This is a genomic window from Leucobacter soli (assembly GCF_042659205.1).
Lineage (GTDB): Bacteria > Actinomycetota > Actinomycetes > Actinomycetales > Microbacteriaceae > Leucobacter > Leucobacter soli.
In genome coordinates, this window is record NZ_JBHSRW010000030.1 from 1 (window position 1) to 18,962 (window position 18,962).

General features: G+C 68.4%; 18 protein-coding genes, 1 tRNA gene and 2 pseudogenes. 13 read left to right on the top strand and 8 right to left on the bottom strand.

What is annotated here, in order from left to right; all coding sequences use genetic code 11:
- On the bottom strand, positions 1–265 hold a 265-nt coding region (locus tag ACFPZL_RS03645), incomplete at its 3' end, for a hypothetical protein (protein WP_382334728.1).
- A 305-nt stretch (positions 266–570) separates the two neighbouring features.
- On the opposite strand from ACFPZL_RS03645, the gene ACFPZL_RS03650 reads away from it, so the two are divergent.
- Both ACFPZL_RS03650 and ACFPZL_RS03655 read left to right on the top strand, forming a co-directional pair.
- The gene (locus ACFPZL_RS03650) at positions 571–1,155 is read left to right on the top strand and encodes a phosphorylase family protein (protein ID WP_218114394.1); all 585 of its coding nucleotides are present in this window, start codon (positions 571–573) and stop codon (positions 1,153–1,155) included.
- Positions 1,156–1,266: 111 nt separating this feature from the next.
- A tRNA-Ser gene (locus tag ACFPZL_RS03655) sits at positions 1,267–1,355 on the top strand.
- Between the two features lie 85 nt (positions 1,356–1,440).
- On the opposite strand, the pseudogene ACFPZL_RS03660 reads toward ACFPZL_RS03655, so the two are convergent.
- Positions 1,441–1,620, bottom strand: a pseudogene (locus tag ACFPZL_RS03660) (site-specific integrase); the annotation flags it as partial.
- Positions 1,621–1,942: 322 nt separating this feature from the next.
- Between ACFPZL_RS03660 and ACFPZL_RS03665 the strand changes: the two are divergent.
- Positions 1,943–2,137: a hypothetical protein gene (locus ACFPZL_RS03665; protein ID WP_218114395.1), complete on the top strand. Its 195-nt coding sequence runs from the start codon at positions 1,943–1,945 to the stop codon at positions 2,135–2,137.
- A 405-nt stretch (positions 2,138–2,542) separates the two neighbouring features.
- On the opposite strand, the gene ACFPZL_RS03670 is transcribed toward ACFPZL_RS03665, so the two are convergent.
- Positions 2,543–3,112, bottom strand: a complete 570-nt coding sequence (locus tag ACFPZL_RS03670; protein WP_218114396.1) for a TetR/AcrR family transcriptional regulator — start codon at positions 3,110–3,112, stop codon at positions 2,543–2,545.
- Between the two features lie 115 nt (positions 3,113–3,227).
- Between ACFPZL_RS03670 and ACFPZL_RS03675 the strand changes: the two genes are divergently transcribed.
- Positions 3,228–4,007, top strand: coding sequence for an SDR family NAD(P)-dependent oxidoreductase (locus tag ACFPZL_RS03675; protein ID WP_218114397.1), 780 nt, complete (start codon positions 3,228–3,230; stop codon positions 4,005–4,007).
- Between the two features lie 176 nt (positions 4,008–4,183).
- Here ACFPZL_RS03675 and ACFPZL_RS03680 read toward each other — a convergent pair whose 3' ends face one another.
- On the bottom strand, positions 4,184–8,053 hold the full coding sequence (locus ACFPZL_RS03680; protein ID WP_218114398.1) for a choice-of-anchor I family protein: 3,870 nt from the start codon (positions 8,051–8,053) through the stop codon (positions 4,184–4,186).
- A 231-nt stretch (positions 8,054–8,284) separates the two neighbouring features.
- Here ACFPZL_RS03680 and ACFPZL_RS03685 point away from each other — a divergent pair, with 231 nt between their 5' ends.
- Together ACFPZL_RS03685 and ACFPZL_RS03690 are read left to right on the top strand one after the other, a co-directional pair.
- Positions 8,285–8,797, top strand: a complete 513-nt coding sequence (locus ACFPZL_RS03685; protein ID WP_218114399.1) for a bifunctional nuclease family protein — start codon at positions 8,285–8,287, stop codon at positions 8,795–8,797.
- Between the two features lie 75 nt (positions 8,798–8,872).
- The gene (locus ACFPZL_RS03690; RefSeq protein ID WP_218114400.1) at positions 8,873–9,247 is read left to right on the top strand and encodes a VOC family protein; all 375 of its coding nucleotides are present in this window, start codon (positions 8,873–8,875) and stop codon (positions 9,245–9,247) included.
- An 87-nt stretch (positions 9,248–9,334) separates the two neighbouring features.
- Here ACFPZL_RS03690 and ACFPZL_RS03695 read toward each other — a convergent pair whose 3' ends face one another.
- A complete protein-coding gene (locus tag ACFPZL_RS03695; protein WP_382332502.1) occupies positions 9,335–9,811 on the bottom strand; it encodes an ATP-dependent zinc protease family protein in 477 nt (158 codons plus the stop codon).
- 24 nt (positions 9,812–9,835) lie between these two features.
- On the opposite strand from ACFPZL_RS03695, the gene ACFPZL_RS03700 reads away from it, so the two are divergent.
- Positions 9,836–11,023 carry a RimK family alpha-L-glutamate ligase gene (locus ACFPZL_RS03700; RefSeq protein WP_218114402.1) on the top strand — a complete coding sequence of 396 codons (1,188 nt, stop codon included), beginning with the start codon at positions 9,836–9,838 and terminating at the stop codon, positions 11,021–11,023.
- Positions 11,024–11,035: 12 nt separating this feature from the next.
- On the opposite strand, the gene ACFPZL_RS03705 is transcribed toward ACFPZL_RS03700, so the two are convergent.
- The 3 genes from ACFPZL_RS03705 to ACFPZL_RS03715 all read right to left on the bottom strand — a co-directional run bounded on the left by ACFPZL_RS03705 (position 11,036) and on the right by ACFPZL_RS03715 (position 14,071).
- Complete coding sequence (locus tag ACFPZL_RS03705) at positions 11,036–11,758, bottom strand: YceI family protein (protein WP_218114403.1); 723 nt, start codon at positions 11,756–11,758, stop codon at positions 11,036–11,038.
- Positions 11,759–11,880: 122 nt separating this feature from the next.
- Positions 11,881–13,131, bottom strand: a complete 1,251-nt coding sequence (locus tag ACFPZL_RS03710) for a M24 family metallopeptidase (protein WP_236021922.1) — start codon at positions 13,129–13,131, stop codon at positions 11,881–11,883.
- 166 nt (positions 13,132–13,297) lie between these two features.
- The gene (locus ACFPZL_RS03715; protein ID WP_218114405.1) at positions 13,298–14,071 is read right to left on the bottom strand and encodes a TetR/AcrR family transcriptional regulator; all 774 of its coding nucleotides are present in this window, start codon (positions 14,069–14,071) and stop codon (positions 13,298–13,300) included.
- A 163-nt stretch (positions 14,072–14,234) separates the two neighbouring features.
- On the opposite strand from ACFPZL_RS03715, the gene ACFPZL_RS03720 reads away from it, so the two are divergent.
- From ACFPZL_RS03720 to ACFPZL_RS03745, 6 genes and pseudogenes are all read left to right on the top strand, one after another.
- Positions 14,235–15,302 carry an ABC transporter substrate-binding protein gene (locus ACFPZL_RS03720; RefSeq protein ID WP_218114406.1) on the top strand — a complete coding sequence of 356 codons (1,068 nt, stop codon included), beginning with the start codon at positions 14,235–14,237 and terminating at the stop codon, positions 15,300–15,302.
- Positions 15,303–15,393: 91 nt separating this feature from the next.
- Positions 15,394–16,245 (top strand): ABC transporter permease, encoded by an 852-nt coding sequence (locus tag ACFPZL_RS03725; protein ID WP_218114407.1) that lies wholly within the window; start codon positions 15,394–15,396, stop codon positions 16,243–16,245.
- A complete protein-coding gene (locus tag ACFPZL_RS03730) occupies positions 16,242–17,060 on the top strand; it encodes an ABC transporter permease (RefSeq protein ID WP_218114408.1) in 819 nt (272 codons plus the stop codon). Before ACFPZL_RS03725 ends, ACFPZL_RS03730 begins: the two co-directional genes overlap by 4 nt.
- The gene (locus tag ACFPZL_RS03735) at positions 17,057–18,235 is read left to right on the top strand and encodes an ABC transporter ATP-binding protein (RefSeq protein WP_218114409.1); all 1,179 of its coding nucleotides are present in this window, start codon (positions 17,057–17,059) and stop codon (positions 18,233–18,235) included. The genes ACFPZL_RS03730 and ACFPZL_RS03735 overlap by 4 nt, the downstream gene beginning before the upstream one ends.
- Positions 18,190–18,603, top strand: coding sequence for a cupin domain-containing protein (locus tag ACFPZL_RS03740; protein ID WP_218114410.1), 414 nt, complete (start codon positions 18,190–18,192; stop codon positions 18,601–18,603). Before ACFPZL_RS03735 ends, ACFPZL_RS03740 begins: the two co-directional genes overlap by 46 nt.
- 35 nt (positions 18,604–18,638) lie before the next feature.
- Positions 18,639–18,962: pseudogene (locus ACFPZL_RS03745) on the top strand (hypothetical protein); the annotation flags it as partial.

The window sequence follows — 18,962 nt, forward strand, 5'->3', positions numbered from 1 at the left end:
GCACCTGCCAGCCGCGGCGGCTCAGCTCGTCGAGGTCGTGCGCCGCGTCGGCGAGCCGGTCGGTCTCGACGAGGTAGAGAGTACGGCCGGCGGCACGGTAGACCGACCGGTGGCCGGCCCATGCGGGAACGCGCGGGGCGCCCTCGGGCGTGGTCTCGGCGATGCTGCCGAGTTCGTGGTACGGGGTGCGCAGCAGGCGTACCGGGGCCAGCCCGGTGGCTGCGCGGGTCGTGGGGGTGTTCGCTTGATTCGTACGGTTCTTCATTTCGGATGCTCCTGTTTCTCCGCGTCTGTCGCGGGAGGCCCGGTGCGGGCCGGATCCCGCGCAGCGATCGATGCGCATGCGGGATCGACGGGTGCGTCGCAATGGTGCGGCACCCGATGAGCGAGATGTCTCGGAGTAGCGGATCGGCCCCGGCGCAGTGCCTCGATGCTCAATGCGGGAAGGGGCGACGGATCGGAGATCGCGCGCTCAGCCTTTCATAATATTGCAGTTTCTCCAGAATTGCTAGACTCGACTTTTCGAGTACGGGAACCCGTGCACGTCTCACGGAGGTAAGGAGTCGCCGCATGACCGGTTCGTCGCTGCTGGTGTTCGCGCACGATGACGAGGCTGCGGCCTTCGCCGAAGCGGGCGTGCCGCACCTCGTGACCGGGGTCGGCAAGATCAACGCGACGCTCGAACTGACGCGCGCGCTGCTCGCAGCGGCGGGCGCCCGCCCGATCGACGCCGTCGTGGTGCTCGGCACTGCGGGGGCTATCGCCGATGCGGCGCGACTCGACACCGTCTACCAGATCGAGTCGGCCGTGCAGCACGACTACTCGCTGCCCTCCCCACGGCTCGAGCTGCCCGTTCCTCTCGGTGCCGAGCTCGTCGCCGAGACCGCGGTCATCGCGACCGGCGACGTCTTCGTGCAGGACGACGCGCAGCGCGTCGCGATCGCCGCGTCCGGGGCTGCGCTCGTCGACATGGAGAGCTACGCCTACGCCGCGGTCTGCGCCCGGCTCGGCGTGCCGCTGCGGATCTTCAAGACGCCTTCGGACTTCGCCGACAGCTCGACGACGCAGGGGGAGTGGGACGGCATCGTCATGACGAAGAGCGAGCAGCTGCTCGCGTTCGCGCGGGACCGGCTGCCGGAGCTCCTCGACGGCTGACCTCGGGATGGCGATGGTGGCGATGGCGGGGCTGACGGCGATCGGATGCGACCGACGCAGGGATCCGGCCTCGATTCGCGCATCACGACCGGATCGCGTAAGCTTTTCCGCGGTGACGTGTCCGAGCGGCCGAAGGTGCAACACTCGAAATGTTGTGTAGGTAACCCCTACCGTGGGTTCAAATCCCACCGTCACCGCCAGCAAGAACCCCCGAACTCCGTTGAAATCATGCGGAAGTCCGGGGGTTCTTTTTGTTTGCGGGAGGGCTTTTGCCCACATTTATTTTCAGCCTGCCGCCTCACGGGCCTCGCTCAGGGCCTTCGCCACGGTTTCGAGATCGTCGTCAAAAAGGTCTGGGTAGGTGTCGAGTGTCATGGCGGCTGATGCGTGCCCGAGTATGCGTTGTACGGCCTTCGCGTTCGCGCCTGCGGCCACCGCGAGTGAGGCAGTGGTGTGTCGCACTTCTTCGCGATGCGATTCCCCAAGAAGCGGGTGGTTCTGAAGATCTCTCAGCGCAGTGACGGCGAGATGATCAAGCTGTTCGAAGACGAAGGCTTCGAGTAACCCCAGACAGATGAGAAGCGCCCCCGCTCAACCCCGAAGAGTGAGCGGGGGGCGTTTGGCTCGGGGTCAGACGCGGGGCTTGTTCTGGGCCGTCACCTCAAGGCCGAAGATCTTCACTCTCCTGAGCCCGTAGCAAGCCAGGGGTTTGTAGGTTCTCGACCACATTCCTTGATCTCTCAGGCCGGCAACGCAGAATGGGACACCCGAGCGAAAGGAAGCCATCATGGGATTTCTGGATGACGCGAAAGAGACCGCCGAGGCTGCCGCCAAGAAGGTAGGCCGCGCGGTCGAGGACGGTGTCGACAAGGCGAAGGACAAGGTCGACGAGATCAAAGCCGATGCTGAGGTGAAGCGCGCCGAGGCCGAACGCGACTCGGTCAAGGCCCGGAACGAGGCGAAGGACAAGCTCCGCGACTAGTCCCGCCCGGAAATACGTGAAGGCCCCCTCGCCGTTCCCGAAGGAGTGGCGAGGGGGTCTGCGCGTGAGCGCTGGAGCGTGGGCGTGTTCGTGCGGGGTGGCCATGATGTCTGGAGACGGGTGTCGAGGATGTGCTGAAACCGGACATCACCGTCACCGCCATGAAAACCCCTGGTAGAACAGGGGTTCTCTTATTCTGCGGTGGCACGTGCTTCTCGCTCGGCCAGTGCGGTTCCTTTCACCTCTCCTGATGGCGGTTCGCCTGTCGCTTTGATGCACGATGCGGTCGAATAGTGCATCGAAGCGACAGCTGAATCGTGCATGAGTTCCGAGCGAGAGGCTGAGGCGCAGCCTCGCGCCGGGCGCTGAGTGCTGAGCGGTGAGCGCTGAATGCACGGCCAGGGTTCACCTCAACGGCTGCACCCACCACGAGGGCGACGCGGCCACGATGGCCCGCGCTGCCGCGTCGGTGTCGAGCTCGGGGGAGCGCAGCCAGGCTTCGATCGCGCCCACCGTGCCGTGGACCGCGTACGCGATGGCGATCTCGGTGTTCAGCGGCTCATCCCCGCCGGCCAGCTCGGCCGGGAGAATCTGCGGGTGCGCGTGCAGATACGCGGTGAGCGCGCTGTGGATGCGCAGCTCGAGGATGTCGCGGACGTGGTCGTCAGTTCCGTGGACCAGCGCGTTCCGATAGATCTCGGCATGCTTGGCGACGTGCTCGAGCAGCTCGCGTTCAGCGTCGCCGAACTCGCGCGCACCGCCCTCGGCCGGCATCGGGAGATGCTCCAGTTCGGCATCGAGCACCGCGGCGAGCAGAGCCGAGGGGCTCGTCGCATGGCGGTAGAACGTGTCGCGCGAGATACCCGCGGCATGCGCGACCGCCGATACCGTCAAGCTGCTCGAGGGCTGGACGGAAGCGAGCTCGACGATCGCCGCCGCGAGTTGCGCTCGTGTTCGCTGCTGACGGATATCCACCACTGCAGTCTGCCATTGCCAGCAGCCGCGCACCAAGCTCTATCCAACATGTGTCAGATAGAGGTAAGCTGGAGAGACGTAATCGAAGGAGCGTGCGCTCCTGAAAGGAGATATCGTGTCGCAACGGTTTGCAGACAAGGTCGTCATCGTCACCGGGGGTGTGTCGGGCATCGGAGCCGCCGCGGCGCGCCAGTTCGCCGAGGAAGGCGCGAAAGTCGTCGTCGCCGACATCAACGCCGACCTCATCGGGGCGGTTCCCGAGAACTTCGGCGCATCGGTCACCGGTCGCGTCACCGACGTGACGAACGAGGAAGACGTCGCGGGTCTGATCGCCGAGACGGTCGCTCAGCACGGGACGCTCGATGCGTTCATCAACGTGGCAGGCGGTTCGCGCCCCGGCACGCTGACCGACATCAGCGCGGAGGACTGGGACTTCACGGTTCGGCTGAACCTGTACAGCGCCTTCTACGGCACGCGCCTCGCTGCGAAGCAGTTCATCGCGGAGGGCAAGGCCGGGGCGATCGTCAACGTCGCCTCGCTCAACTCCGAGGTGCCGATGCATTTCGGCGTCGGGTACACGGCGTCGAAGGCTGCGGTGGCGATGCTCTCCCGCCAGGCGGCGCTCGAGCTCGGCGGCCACGGGATCCGAGTGAACGCGGTCTCGCCGGGCCTCGTCGACACCCCGCTCACCGCGGGCATGCTGGGCATCGAAGGCATGCGCGACGCGTTCGACGAGCGGATCCCGCTGCACCGCGCCGCGCAGCCCGAGGAGATCGCCTCGTCGATCGTCTACCTCGCGAGCGACGACGCCTCGTACGTGTCGGGCACGAACCACATCGTCGACGGGGCCTGGAACACCACCGGCTATCCGGACCTCCGCAAGTTCATGGGCTGAGCAGGTGCTCCCCTGAGGGGCCCGGATCGGCGGTCGCCGGTCCGGGCTCCGTTGCTTCGGGCCCCGTTGCCCGGGGCCCCGGTGCGCGCGAACCGGCGCCGGGTCGGCAGGAATGAAGAGCGGGCCGAACGCCAAGCGCTCGACCCCCTCGATCCTTCGCGAGATGCGGCTTCGGGCTAGCTCACCCGGAGCTTCACCTGCTTCGAGGTCACGGAGTTCAGCGTGCTGCTGCCGAGCACCTTGACCGAGATCTTGTGGGTGCCCTTCTTCAGTTTGGGCAGCGTCACCGAGACCTTGCCCTTGTGTCCGGCCTTGAGCGTCACCGTCTTCAGTGTCTTGCCGCCGTCGAGGATGCGCACCTTCCCGGTCGCGTAGACGCCGCTCGCGCCGGGCAGCTTCACCGTGACGGCGACCTTCCCGTTCTTCGTGCGCGAGATCGACGACTTGGCGAGCTTCCCCGTCACCGTCGGCTTCGCCTTCGACACCTTCACCTTTGTCGAGGCCTTACCGGCCTCCACCGCGTCCGTACCGAGGTACTTCACCGCCAGCGTGCGAGTGCCCGGCTTCGTGTTCGCCGGCAGCTTCACCGTGACGCGACCGGTCGACGAGAGCTTCGCGCTCTTGACCACGGTCTTGCCGCTCAGACTCACCTGCACCGCACCGGACGCGGCCTTGCCGTCGGCCTTCACCGTGACGGTCGCGGAGTTCGCCTGCCCGTATCGCGTCGACGACTTGGCGGCCTTCACCAAAACCGTCGAGTCGATGAGCTCCGGGTCGGGTTCGGGCTCCGGCTCACCCGCGATCGCGCGGCCGAGCGGCGACGGGTCGACGACATCGTGGGCTTCGAAGAACTCGACGGTCGCCGCGAGGTCGACCTGGCCCGTGTCGGTGTGGTTCGCGCCCTCGGGGAAGGTGAAGAAGTTGTCGCCGCCGACCGCGACGAACGAGTTCGTCACCACGGTGAACACGTCGCTATCGGCGACCTTCTCGCCTGCGAAGCGGATCTGGATGATCCGATCGCCCTTGGCCCGCGCCTCGTCGTAGTAGTAGCTCAGGCCCTCGGAGATGCCGAGGTGCAGCTTGGGTCGCGACCAGCCCTCGGGCTGCCACTGCTCCTCGAGCACGCTCTTCAGCTGCGCGCCGGTCAGATCGACCGTCACGAGCGTGTTGGCGAACGGCTGCACGTCGGCGGCGGCCCGGTAGGTCACCGTGCCGTCGGCGCCCTTGAGCATGTCTGCACGCAGACCGCCCGGGTTCATGATGCCGATCTGCGCCTTCTTGCCCGCGTACGCATCGTTCGACGTCGCCCACAGGTAGATGTCGGCCACCGTGTTGCCGGCCGTCGACTCGACGCCGCGGTCGCTGCCGGCCGTGCCGCCGCGCGTGATATCGCCGCTGATCGTGCCGACCTGCACGGCGCCCTTCACGTCCGCCTCGGCGACCGCCGCGTCGACGATCGTCTGCACCGCCGTGTTCGCGGGGTACTTCTGCGCGAAGCTGCTGCTCCCGGCGGGCTTCTCGGCGAGCGCCTCGAGCGAGCCGGTGATCGACTCGATCGTGTCGGTGGCCCGATCGTAGGTCAGCGAGAGCCGGCCCAGCGTCGTGCCGTACTGGTGCGCCTGAATGACCGGGCGGTTCTCGCCGCCGGGGCCGGCGATCTCGCACGCGTACTTCTGGTGGGTGTGCGCCGAGACGATCGCGTCGATGTCGGCGGAGGCGCCGCGAACTAGTTCTCCGAAGTCGGTGTCCTCCGTCGCGATGGTCGAGCAGGTGTCGACCGCCGAGCCGTCGTGCGTGAGGAGCACGGTCACGTCGGCCAGATCCTCGTCCTCGATCTCCTGCGCAACGCGGTTCGCCGCGACGACCTGGTCACCGAAGTCGATGCCGGCGACTCCGGTGGGGGTCACCATCGCAGCGGTCTGCCGGGTGACGACGCCGATGAACGCGACCCGCACGCCGTCGATCGTCTTCACCGCGTACTCGTCGAGCGCCGGGGTCTGCGTGCCCTTGTAGTACACGTTGGCGCCGAGGCCGAACTCGCTGCCGCCGTAGCGCTTCAGCACGCGGGTCTTCAGGTCGGCGAGGCCGCGATCGAACTCGTGGTTGCCCACGACGCTCAGGTCGAGACCCGCCTCACGGAGCGCGTCGATCGTCGGCGTGTCGTCGTTGATGAACGACGGGAACGTCGACGCGCCGATGTTGTCGCCGGCCGAGACGAACAGCGTGTTCGGGTTATCCGCGCGCTTCGTGTCGACGGCGCCCGCGAGGCCACCGGCACCGACCTCGCCGTTGCCACCGAGGCCCGAGGCGTCGATGCGGCCGTGGAAGTCGTTGATCGTCAGGATGTCGATCTCGGCCTTCAGATCGTCGACCTCGAACAGCGTGGTCGTGCCGGAGACCTCGTTGCCGACGGCGACGAGCGGGCGGCCCGTGGCCGACTTCTCAGCGGGGATGAACGCGACGCCTTCCGCGCCCTGGTCGCCCGAGGCGGGGGTGCCGGGCGCCTGGCTGAAATCGCGGTTGTTCACGTACGTCACGAACTCGGAGTTCGCCGGATCGCTGATGTCGTACACCATGATGCCGCCGACGCGCTCGAGGCCGATGAAGGCGTAGGTCTTGTCGCCGACCTTGCCGACGGCCATGTTCTCGGGCTCGGGGCCCTTGTCGTCGCTGCGACCCTCTTTGTTGTTCTCGGTGTGATTCGAGTTGACGAAGTTCGGGTTCGCGGCGTTCGTGATCTCCTCGAACTGCGAGCCCGAGTCGAACACCTGCGTGCCGTCGGTCTGCCAGATCGAGAACGAGCGTCCGCCGAAGGCGTGGAGCTCCTCGTAGCAGGTGCCCGCCTCGTTGAGGCCATCGGCGATCGAGATGTTCAGGCGACCGAGGTCGGCGTCGGTGAGCTTGCCGGTCAGCGGGCTGCCCGCGCACAGCGGGGGGACGCCGGACTTGCCCAGATCCTTCGCGCGCAGCGGCTCGACGTAGCTGCCCCACTCGCGCGCATCGCCCTCGTTCGCGGTGGCGAGGTAGGTCTCGCCGCCCGCTTCGAACGACACGATGCCGTCGGGCATGTAGACGCCGAACAGTCCCTCGTAATTCCGCAGGTTGAAGGTCGGGTTGCCGTTCGGGTCGCGGTCGCTCGGATCGAGCTTGTTCTCGGGATCGCCATGATCCTTGAGGCCGAGGCTCCAGATGTCGGTCACCTCGGCGCCCGCGATGTCGACGACGGCGACGGCGTTCGCCTCCTGCAGCGCGACGTATGCGGTGCCGCCGTCGACCGCGATGTACTCGGGCTCGAGGTTGCGGCTCACCGGGAGGTCATCGGCGCCGTGGGGCTGCGGACCGAAGACGCGCACGCCATCCGGCAGCGACTTGGTGCCGCCGTTCGCGGCCGACTCGTAGGCGTGGAAGTCCGCGGTCTCGACGTCGCCCTGCGCTGCGGCGGCGACGGTCGCGGGGAGCGCGATGACGCTGATGCTGCCCTCGGGGTCGACGGTGAAGTCGTCGGCGGGCTCGCCCTCGTTCGCGGTGAGCGCGTAGGTGCCGTCGGCCGTGATCGCGACGTTGTCGGGGAGCGCGCCCACCTCGACCTCGCCGAGCTTCTTGGCCTTGTTCTTCGCGTTCGCATCGAAGAACACCACGTGACCGGCCCCGACCTTGTCGGTGGCCTCGAAGGCGATGATGCCGAGGCCATCCTCGCGGATCGCGACCGAGTTCGCGACGCCCGTGGATTCGATGGAGTAGATCTTCGTCATGTCGCTCGGATCGCTGTAGTCGATCACGTCGACCTTTCCGGCCTGAGCGTTCACCACGTACAGACGGTCGCCGTGCGCCTGCACGATCTCCGCGGCCGACTCGTCGAAGACGCCGGTCTCGAACGTGCCGATCGGGCTGAGCGAGAGCTCGGCGCCGTCGGCCGAATGGACGATCGGCTCGGGGACGACTGCAGCGACCGCGGCCTGGACCGGCACGGCGATGACGCCGAATGCCGTCGCCGTCGCCGCGATCGAGGCGAGGACCCGTCGGGGGTGGTGCCTGAGTTGGGACATCTGTGCGTGTGCTCCTCGAATAGGGGGACGTGCTGGGAGACCCGGGGCCCGGTCCGTCGGACGGAATCGAGCGCCCAGAGCCAGCGTGCGCGGCGAGGGTTGCCCGAATGTGAACGCGGCGCGAACGCGGGATTCCGAATGCGTGACCGGATCACCGGTGGGCGGCCGGCGTTTCGCGCATAGGCTGGAAGGCGTCGGCCGTGCCGAGGCCGCAGGGCGGAGGGATGCACCATGAGCGAAGTCCGGGTCATCGGAGTCGCGCTGGACTCCATCGGGCAACCCGTCCTGCTCCTGAAGCCGATCGACGGCGAGGCCGCGCAGGGGAAGATCCTGCCGATCTGGATCGGACCGCTCGAGGCGACCTCGATCCTCGCCGCCGTGCAGGGATCGCCGACGCCGCGCCCCTTCGCGCACGACCTCATGCGGTCGCTCATCGAAGCGATCGACGGGGTGATCCTGCACGTGGAGGTCACCCGGATCGACGAGGGCACCTTCTACGCCGCGGTGCGCATCGAAGGATCGAACGGCGAGCATCTGGTCGACGCCAGGCCCTCCGACGCCATCGCGCTCGCCGCGCGGGTGGGCGCCCCGATCCACGTCGCCGACGAGGTGCTCGCCGAAGCCGGGATCGAGGACACGCTCACCGGAGGCCCGCCCCCGCACGACGATGCGGCGGACGAGGAGCGGCTCGCGGAGTTCCGCCGGTTCCTCGACACCGTCGACCCCGACGACTTCAAGGAATGAGCCGACGGATCCACCGGGGCGCGAGCGCCCCGGCCGCCCCTACCGGAGTGGAGCGCCCCGGAATACACTGGCCGCATGAGCCGATCCATCGACGTCGCACGCCACATGTTCACCCTCGACTGCCCCGACGCGCCCGCGCTCGCCGAGTTCTACGGCCGACTGCTCGGCTGGCGGGTCGTGCTCTCGGAGGGGTGGGCCGAAGTGCTCCCCGCCAGCGGCACCGGCGGCATCTCCTTCCAGCAGGTCGAGGAGTACGTCGCGCCGGACTGGCCCGAGGCCACCGTCCCGCAGCAGGGGCATCTGGACTTCTACGTCGAATCCCTGCCCGACGCGCTCGAGTTCGCCGATTCCATCGGCGCCGTCCGCCATGCGCACCAGCCGGGAGGGGAGGGCGGCTTCGTCGTCTACCTGGACCCCGCCGGGCACCTGTTCTGCCTCTGCAGGAAGTAGCCGCGCCGCGGCTGTCCGCCGCTCAGGATCCGCCGCTCAGGATCCGCCGCTCAGGATCCGCGGTCGCGCATCCGCGCTGCTCGCCGATCAGGCTTCGCGGTTGCGCCGCCTGATCGCCCGTTCGGGTCTGCCGCCGAGGTACGAGGCCGCCGAGTCGACGATGAAGCCCTGCCGCAGCGCCTCGCGGCCGATGAGCATCCGGAACACCATCTCCGGTCGGCTCGTGAGGGTGATCTCCGACGACGCCCTCCGCCCGCACAGCCGTACGTCCATCAGCACGACCAGGCGCTCCTCCGCATGCCCGGACGAACTGCGCACGGTGCGCCGATCGTGCACCGGGCGCTCGAGGATCACGGCGTCGAGGTCGTTCCGCTGCCAGGGGTGCACGGTGAACCGGACCCAGTCCGCCCCGTCGCGGGAGAACTCGGTTACGTCCGAGGCATGCAGCGCCGAGGTCTGCGCGCCCGTGTCGATCTTCGCCTTCAGCCAGTCGACACCGGTCCCCGGCAGCCCGACCCATTCACGCCAGCCCGTGAGAGTGCTTGAATGGTCTGGTTCGATCACGCGTCTATCTTGGCAGGTCTCACGGTGAAACTGGCGATCCTCTCCCGCGCCCCGCAGGCGTACTCCACGCAGCGCCTCCGCGCCGCAGCGGAGCAGCGCGGCCATCGGGCGCTCGTGCTCAACACGCTGCGCTTCGCGATCGACCTCTCGGACGAGGTCCCCGATCTCCGCTACCGGGGCAAGCAGCTCAGCGACTACGACGCGATCCTGCCCCGGATCGGCAGCTCGATCACCTACTTCGGCACGGCCGTCGTGCGGCAGTTCGAGCAGATGGACGTCTACACGCCGAACACGGCGAACGGCATCTCGAACGCCCGCGACAAGCTGCGCGCGATCCAGATCCTCTCCCGGCACAACATCGATATGCCGGCGACCGCGTTCGTGCGCAATCGTGCCGACGTGCGGCCGGCGATCGAGAGCGTCGGCGGGGCGCCGGTGGTCATCAAGCTGCTCGAGGGCACGCAGGGGATCGGCGTGATCCTCGCCCCGCAGGTGAAAGTGGCCGAGGCCATCATCGAGACGCTGCACTCGACGCGTCAGAACGTGCTGATCCAGAAGTTCATCGCCGAGAGCCGGGGGCGCGACGTGCGGGCGCTCGTCGTGGGGGACCGCGTGGTCGCGGCGATGCGCAGGATCGCGAGCGGCGACGAGTTCCGCTCGAACGTGCACCGCGGGGGCAGCGTCGAGCCCGTCGATCTCGATCCCGCCTACGAGCAGGTGGCGGTGCGCGCCGCGCAGATCATGGGCCTGCGGGTCGCCGGCGTCGACATGCTCGAGGGCGACGACGGGCCGCTGGTGATGGAGGTCAACTCCTCGCCGGGGCTGCAGGGCATCGAGCAGGCGACGGGACTCGACGTCGCGGGGGCCATCGTCGACTACATCGCGAACCAGGTCGCCTTCCCCGAGATCGACGTGCGGCAGCGGCTCTCCGTCTCCACGGGGTACGGCGTCGCCGAGCTCGTGATGCACGCGGGCGCCGAGCAGGTCGGCAAGCAGCTCGGCGACCTCGGCCTGTGGGATCGCGACATCACCGTGCTCACCCTGCATCGGGGCGTGCAGGTGATCCCGAACCCGCGCAAGCACGTGGTGCTCGAGCCGGAGGATCGTCTGCTCTGCTTCGGCAAGCTGGAGGAGATGCGCTCCATGATCCCGGAGCGGCCGCGGCGCCGGGCGCGGGTGCGGAAGCTGCCCGAGGAAGCGCGGATCCCCTGAGCGCCGGGGCGGCTATCCCTGCCGCGCGAGCGACAGGTCGAACTCGACGTAGCCTTCGGGCTCGACCTTGACGAAGCCCAGGCTCGGGGCCTCGACGCCGTAGTCGGCGAACGTGATGGCGATCCGGCCGACGACCTGCGCGGTGTCGCCGTCGGCCTGCAGCTGCACCGGGAAGGTCACGGATTGCGTGACCCCTGCGAGGGTGAGCTCGCCCTCGAGGTCGAGTTCGATCACGTCGCCCGCGGCCGGGGCGCTGTCGACGGCGGCGGGTTCGGTGAGCTCGAACGTCGCGGTCGGATGCTCGCCCGTGCGCATGGCCTGCGTGGTGAAGTAATCGTCGCGCGAGCCGTTGTCGGTCGCGATGGAGGCCACGTCGACCTCGATCGACGCCGCGGTCACGGCGAGGCCGTCGATCGTGACGGTGCCGCTCAGCTGCGAGGTGCGGCCGGTCACGGTGACGTCCGTGCCGTTCAGCACTTCGTCGACCCGGTAGCCGGCCTCGGAGCCGTCCTCGACGGCCCAGGTGCCGCTGAAGCCGTCGGCGTCGGGCTCCTCCGCGGAGCCTCCACCGCTCTCCGGATCCAGCGCCGAGTCGTCGATCGTCAGCTCGGGGATGTCGGCGGCAGGCGGGGCGATGAAGTCCCGGTAGATCACCGGGCCGGCGAACGCCGCCGTGGCGCCGATGGCGAGGACGGAGGCGACGACGATGAACGCGATCTTGGCACGGCGGGTCATGCGGACTCCTGGGCGGGTCGGGCGGCGAATGCATCCAGCCTGCACCTCCCGCTTCGGAAGGGACTGTGAAACCGCGGGGAGGGGGCTGAGCGATTGCGGATCGCCCCCTCCCCGCGATGCCGCTACTGTCCGACGACCATGATCTCGTGCGGCAGTTTCGAGAGGAGCGAGGTCTTGTCCTCCTCGATCACGAACGAGTCGAGCAGACCGATTCCGCACATGCTCTCGAAGTTCGCGACGGTGCCGGCCTCGAAGACTCGGTCGTCGTCCTCGCCGCCGACGACGGTGAACTTCCACTCGCCGACCCAGTCCGGCGGGAAGGCGATGCCCATCTCGTAGCCGCCGATCCAGACGCTGGAGTTCAGCTCGAAGACGCCGGCCTGCTCGTAGTAGTCGTAGAGCTCGCGGTTGACGTCGCCGATGCGCACGCCCGGCCGGGCGCGCTCGAGGAGGATGTCGAACCCGCCGGCGAGGATGTTGATCAGCTCGGTGGCCGCCTTCGGGGGCTCCTTGAAGGCGTAGAGCTGCGAACGGTTCGAGTGGTAGCGCTTGTAGACGCCGCAGGGGTCGACGTCGAGGAAGTCGTCCTCGGTGATGACCCGGCGGCCCGAGATCTCGTGGTAGACGCCGAGTGCGGCGAGTCCGACGAACGCGACCTGGTGCAGGCCGGCGGGTTCGCCTCCGGCGTTCGAGAGGCCGCGGATCAGCTCGCCGTGCGCCTCCAGCTCGGTCATGCCGGGGCGCAGCACGCTCGCGAGGTGCAGCAGGCCGGCATCGCAGATCTCGGCGGCCTTCTTGACGGCCTCGAGTTCGGCCGCGGACTTGACGGCACGCACCCGGCGGGCGGTCAGCGTCGCATCGACGACGCGCGCGCCGGCGTCGAGAAGCGCGCCCTCGATCATGAGCGACACCGCGGGGTTCGGGATCGCGGAGTACTTCTCGAGTCCGACGTTCGACCCGGCGACCCAGCCCTCCTGCTTCATCTCGTTGATGATGAAGCGCAGCATCCCGTCCCGCTCGTAGCGGGGGAGCAGGCGGACGTCCGCGGCGGCGGAGGTGCGTCGGATCATCTCGGTGTGCTCGACGCCCTCGAAGAGGATGAAGCCGGCGTCGACGCGGACGACGGTGCAGGTCAGCGGGCGCCAGTCGCGGGGACCGTTCGCCTTGTACCAGCGCAGTGCGAGGCCGTGCAGCCAGTTCTGCGACTCCGGCGAGGAGAGGACGAGGGTGTCCACGCCGTCCTCGGCCATGGCGCGCTGCAGGCGCTCGAGCCGCGAGGCGTATTCCTCGTCGGAGAAGGCGATATGGGGCTCGGTGCCCGAGATGCGCTCCTGCTGTTCAGCGAGAAAGTTGGTGATCGTGGGGTCGAGCATACTCACCTCTGAGTCTTCCGTTCCGGCTTCGGTGCGACCGTCGAAGCGATGATCGAGGATCGCGGAGTTGTAATAATAACAAATTATTATGCGCTGATGAACCGGGTGGAGAGTCCTGACCCGGCTCGTGCCGGGCGCACGCCTGAGGCTTGCGCGCCGGCGGGCCTCAGGCCGTGGCGTCGTCCTGCGCGTGGAGCAGCGCCGCCGCGACGACTCCGGGGGTCAGGAGATCGGCGGCCGGTGAATCGGGCTCGTGCGCGATGCGATCGAGGACGGCCGCGGCCTCGAGCGGGTCGACCCCGAGCTGCGTGGTCGTCCAGTCGTTCAGGATCTGCAGCATCAGCTCGGTGGTGAAGATCTCGGGCTCGGCAAGGGTGCGCACCGCGAGCCCGTCCATGAGCGCGAGCAGGCCGATGGTCAGTGTCGCGGGATTCGCGCCCTCGGGCAGTCGGCCCTGCTCGGTGAGCTGGATCATCGACCGCTCGAGCGGGAGTGCCCAGAGTTCGTAGATCCGCTTCGCCACGCCGCGCATGTGGTCGGATCGCCCGGCGGCGGCCCAGAGCTCGCTCCAGAACCCCCAGCGCTCGGGGAACGAGACCGTGCCGAAGACATGCAGCCGAGCGGCCTCGTAGATGACCTGGAGCGGATCGGTCACCGCGTCGAGGCGCTCGGACGTGGAGTTCGAGATCACCTGCATCATCGCCGCGAACGCCGCGTCGACGAGCTTCTCCCGGGTGTCGAAGTAGTGCTGGATGAGCCCGAGACTCACGCCGGACTCGCGCGCGATGTCCTTGAGCTTGGCGGCGACGATGCCGTCGCGCGCGATGACGCGGATCGTGCCGCAGAGGATCTCGGCCCGTCGTCGTGTGGCGAGGTCGATCTCGTCGCCCGTGTCCTGGGCGGGGGGAGATTCCGGGGTCGGGGTCGTCTCGATTGGCACGCGAACTCCTTCATTGGTGTGCAAGCGTTCCCCAACCTCCTGGGTCTCCATCCGATCTACCTTACGGTTTCGCGAGGAAGGCGGGGCGAGGATGCCGGCTTGCACGAAGATAATAATGCGTTATTATGATACTCCGATCGTTTTGACGAAGGAGTCCACGAAAATGAGAAAGACATCGCTGAAGCTGGTGCCGATGGCCGCGGTCGCCGCGCTCGCGCTCGCCGCCTGCTCGTCGGGAACCGGCACGGAGGCCGGCGGGGACGGCGGGGAGTCCGGCGGCTCCCTCGTGTTCGCGAGCTACGGAAGCGCTTACCAGGACGCACAGAACGAGGCCTTCCTCACTCCCTGGGCTGAGGGCGCCGGGGTGACCGTCCAGAACGACGGCCCCACCGACTATGCGAAGATCGCTCAGATGGTCGACGCCGGCAACACGACCTGGGACGTCGTCGACACGGAGCCGTACTTCCCCGTCGCCAACTGCGGCACGCTCGTCGAGGAGATCGATTTCACGAACATCGACACGACGCAGTTCCCCGAGGGCACGGTCTCAGACTGCTCCATCCCGATCGCGCAGTACTCGACCGTGGTGATCTACAACACCGACACGTACAGCGGCGCGTCGGTGCCGACGACTCCGGCGGACTTCTTCGATGTCGCGAAGTTCCCCGGCACTCGCATGGTCCCGAACTGGGCCGGCGGCGGTGCGCTCGAGGTCGCCCTCCTCGCCGACGGCGTGGCCCCCGAGGATCTCTACCCGCTCGACACCGAGCGCGCCTACGCGAAGCTCGACTCGATCCGCGACTCGCTCGAGTTCTGGAACACCAGCTCGGAGTCGCAGCAGTCGATGGAGGACGGCTCGGCGGACATGTGGCTCGCCTGGTCGGGCCGCGGATACGAGGCCGAGAACAACGGCGCGGCCATCGCCCCGGTGTGGGAGGACAACCTGCTCGCCTGGGCCAGCCTGAGCATCGTCAAGGGAAGCAAGAACGCGGCCAACGCGCAGAGCTTCATCGAGTACGCGGCGCAGGCCGAGCCGCAGGCGCGCTTCGCTGAGATCCAGCCCTACTCGCCGGCGAACCTCTCCGCAGCGCCCGAGCTGAGCGACCTTCAGCAGAAGTGGAACGTCGCCGATGCGAGCGTGCAGGATCAGGCCGTGGTGACGAACGTCCAGTGGTGGGCGGACAACTCGGGCGACGCCGAGACCGAGTGGCTCGCCTGGTCGACCAGCTGACCTCACCGTTCACGGGTCGGTCGGCGGGCCGAGTGCGCGCCGACCGACCCGAGCCTCCCGCATCCGCTCCTCCCCGCCCCTTGGATAGCCCATGAGACCGTCGCGACTGCTCAGCGGCATCGCCGTGATCCCGGCCGTGGCCGTGATCGCCATCTTCTTCCTCCTGCCGATCGGCGTGATCCTCGTCCGCTCGTTCACCGATCCCGAGCCCGGGTTCGGGCAGTACGCGGCGGCGCTCGCAGACCCGACCACGTTGCGCGTGCTCGGACGCACCTTCGGCATGGCCGCTATCGCCGTGGTCTCGTGCCTCGCGCTCGGCTACCCCTTCGCCTACCTGCTCACGCTGGTGGGACCCACTGCGCGCACCCTGCTGATGGTGCTGGTGCTCGTGCCCTTCTGGACCTCGCTCATGGCGCGGACCTTCGCCTGGATCTCGCTGCTGCAGCGCGACGGGCCCGTCTCCGCGATCCTGGCCTTCTTCGGCTTCGACGATGTGACGCTGCGCGGCACCGCGGCCGGCGTGGTCCTCGCCATCGTGCAGATCCTGCTGCCCTACATGATCCTCACGCTCTACACCTCGCTGGCGTCGATCGACCGGCGTCAGCTCGCCGCAGCCCAGAGCCTCGGCGCGAATCGCTTCCGCTCGTTCCTGCAGGTCTATCTGCCGCAGTCGCTGCCCGGCGTCTTCGCCTCGAGCGCGCTGGTGTTCATCCTGGCGCTCGGTTTCTACATCACGCCGCAGCTGATCGGCAGCCCCAAAGAGGCGATGATCGCGCAGGTGATCGGGCTCCGGGTCGAGAAGCTCATCGACTTCGCCGGCGCGGGAGCGCTGTCGGGCCTGCTGCTGCTCGCCACCATCGGCATCTTCTCGATCGTGGTCCTCGCCGTGGCGCCGCTCCGGCGCGGGATCACCCAGATGGCGACCGGAGGTGACCGCCGATGAACGAACCGACGCGCATCCGCCTGCCCATCAAGCTGTGGGCGGCAGTGGCCGCGCTGCTGCTCGTGGCCCCGACGCTCATCGTGGTCCCGCTCTCGTTCAGCGACAAGCGCAGCTTCGCGTTCCCCATCGAGGGCTGGTCTCTGCAGTGGTACGAGAACTTCTTCAACGACCAGCGCTGGCTGGGGTCGCTCCTCACCAGCCTCGGCGTCGCGGTCGTCGTCGGCGTCATCGCGACCGTGCTCGGTACCCTGGCGGCACTCGGTATCCGCGGCCTCCGCGCCCGGTTCTCGGCGACGGCGCAGGTCACCATGATGCTTCCGATCCTGATCCCGGGCATCGTCGCCGCCATCGCGATCTTCGGCATGTACCTCCGCTGGGGCCTGAGCGGCTCGACGCTGGGCATCGTGCTCGCACACATCACGCTGGCGCTGCCGTTCGTGCTGATCCCCGTCAGCACCGCGCTGCGCGGCTTCGACGACACGCTGACGCGCGCGGCGGCGGTGCTGGGCGCGAGCCCGATCGCCCGCTTCTTCCAAGTGCAACTGCCGATCCTCCTCCCCGGAATCGCGACCGGCTTCGTCTTCGCCTTCGTGACGAGCCTGGACGAGGTGGTGATCGCCTACTTCCTGCAGTCGCCGACGCTGCGCACGCTGCCCGTGCAGATGTACAGCTCCGTGACCGTCGAGACCGATCCGAGCATCGCCGCGGCATCCACGCTGCTGCTGGTGCTCTCGACACTCATCATCCTCATCCCACGCCTCGCGCAGGTCGTCCAGGAGCGACGCGCCGCGAAACGACTAGGAGACGCCGAATGACCCCGACGACCACCTCCGGTGCAGACCTGAGACTCAGCGGCCTCGTCAAGCGCTACGGCGGTACGGCTGCAGTAGAGAACGTCGACCTGGAAGTTGCCTCCGGCGAGTTCCTCACCCTGCTCGGCCCGAGCGGGTCGGGCAAGACGACGACCCTCTCGATGATCGCCGGCTTCACCGAGCCGAGCGGCGGGAGCGTGGTGATCGACGGGCAGGAGATCACCGCCGTGCCCCCGCACAAGCGCGGCCTCGGCATGGTCTTCCAGAACTACTCCCTGTTCCCGCATCTGTCGGTGCGCGAGAACGTGGAGTTCCCGCTGCGCCAGCGCGGGGTCGCCAAGGCCGAGCGGGCCCGGCGCGCGATGGAGGCGCTCGAGCTGGTCGAGCTGCAGGGGCGGGCGAACGCGAAGCCGAGTCAGCTCAGCGGTGGCCAGCAGCAGCGCGTCGCACTGGCGCGCGCCCTGGTGTTCGAGCCGCGACTGCTGCTCATGGACGAGCCCTTCGGCGCCCTCGACCGCGCGCTGCGCGAACGGTTGCAGGTCGAGCTGCGCCGGCTGCACCACGAACTCGGCATCACGGTGGTCTTCGTGACTCACGATCAGGAGGAGGCGCTGACCCTCTCGGATCGGATCGCGGTGTTCAACGAGGGGCGGATCGAGCAGGTCGGCACGCCCGAGGAGCTGTACGAGCGGCCCGCGACGCTGTTCGTGGCGCGCTTCATCGGCGAATCGAACGCGCTGCACGGGACGGTCGCCGACGGATCCTTCGTGAGTCACAGCGGGGTGCGCCTGCCGGCCGGGATCGCCGACGGGCCCGCGGTCGCGATCGTCCGCCCCGAGCGCGTGCGTGCGAGGGCCGCCGGAGACCCCGCGGGCGAAGCGTCGGCAGCCGGCTCTGCGGGCTTCGCGGGCACCGAGTCCGTCACCGCCGATCTCGACGGCCGGATCGACGACGTCACCTACCTCGGCGCGCAGCGCCGCGTCGAGGTCGCGACCGATGACGGCCCCGTCATCCTCCGCTCGGGCACCGATATCGCGATGCCCGGCATCGGCCAGCCGGTCCGGCTCAGCTGGGCCGCGGTCGACACCGCCATCTTCCCCACCCGCGACGAAGCAACAGGAACGAGCAACCCATGGACCGCAACCCTCGCCCCGCCCACATCAAGCTCTCGGAGCTGACCCCGATCGACGCGGACGCCGCGCCGACGAAGGTGCGCATCAAGCGCATCATCACCCGCGCCGAGCATCAGAGCGAGCTCACGCAGGGCGTCTGCTGGATGGACCCGGGCGAGCAGACCAACGTCTGGTCGAGCCACGAGGTCTTCGACCCGAAGACGGCCCAGCACTGGTACGGGCCTGTCGACGAGACCTACTACATCATCCGCGGTCGCCTGCGGCTGACCTGGCGCGGTGACGACGACGAGGGCGTCTTCGACCTCGGGCCCGACGACACGGTCTACCTCGCCCCGGGATGGACCTACCACCTCGAGAACACCGGGGACGAGCCCGCGTTCTTCGTCTACAACATGACCCCGGCGCAGGAATAGGCGCCGCGTTCCCACGCCACTGAGAGGAGCCGGAGATGACCCGGACCGAATCGATGCCCGTCCACTTCGACGCACGGGTGCTCGAGCACGACACCGGCAGCGCGCTGCACGAGGCCGCACCGAGCCCCTGGTTCGCGGCGAACGAGCCGCACACCGAGGGGCGGCTGCGCATCGAGCGCATGCACGACATCCTCGAGCGCGGGCCGGTCGCCGACGCGGTGCGCTTCGCTCCGGGGCGTCTCGCGGCCGAGGAGGAGCTCGCGCGCGTGCACGAGGAAGACTACATCGCCGAGGTGCGCCGCTCCATCGAGCGCGGCGGCGGCTGGGCGACCGGCACCACGCGGTTGGCCGAAGGATCC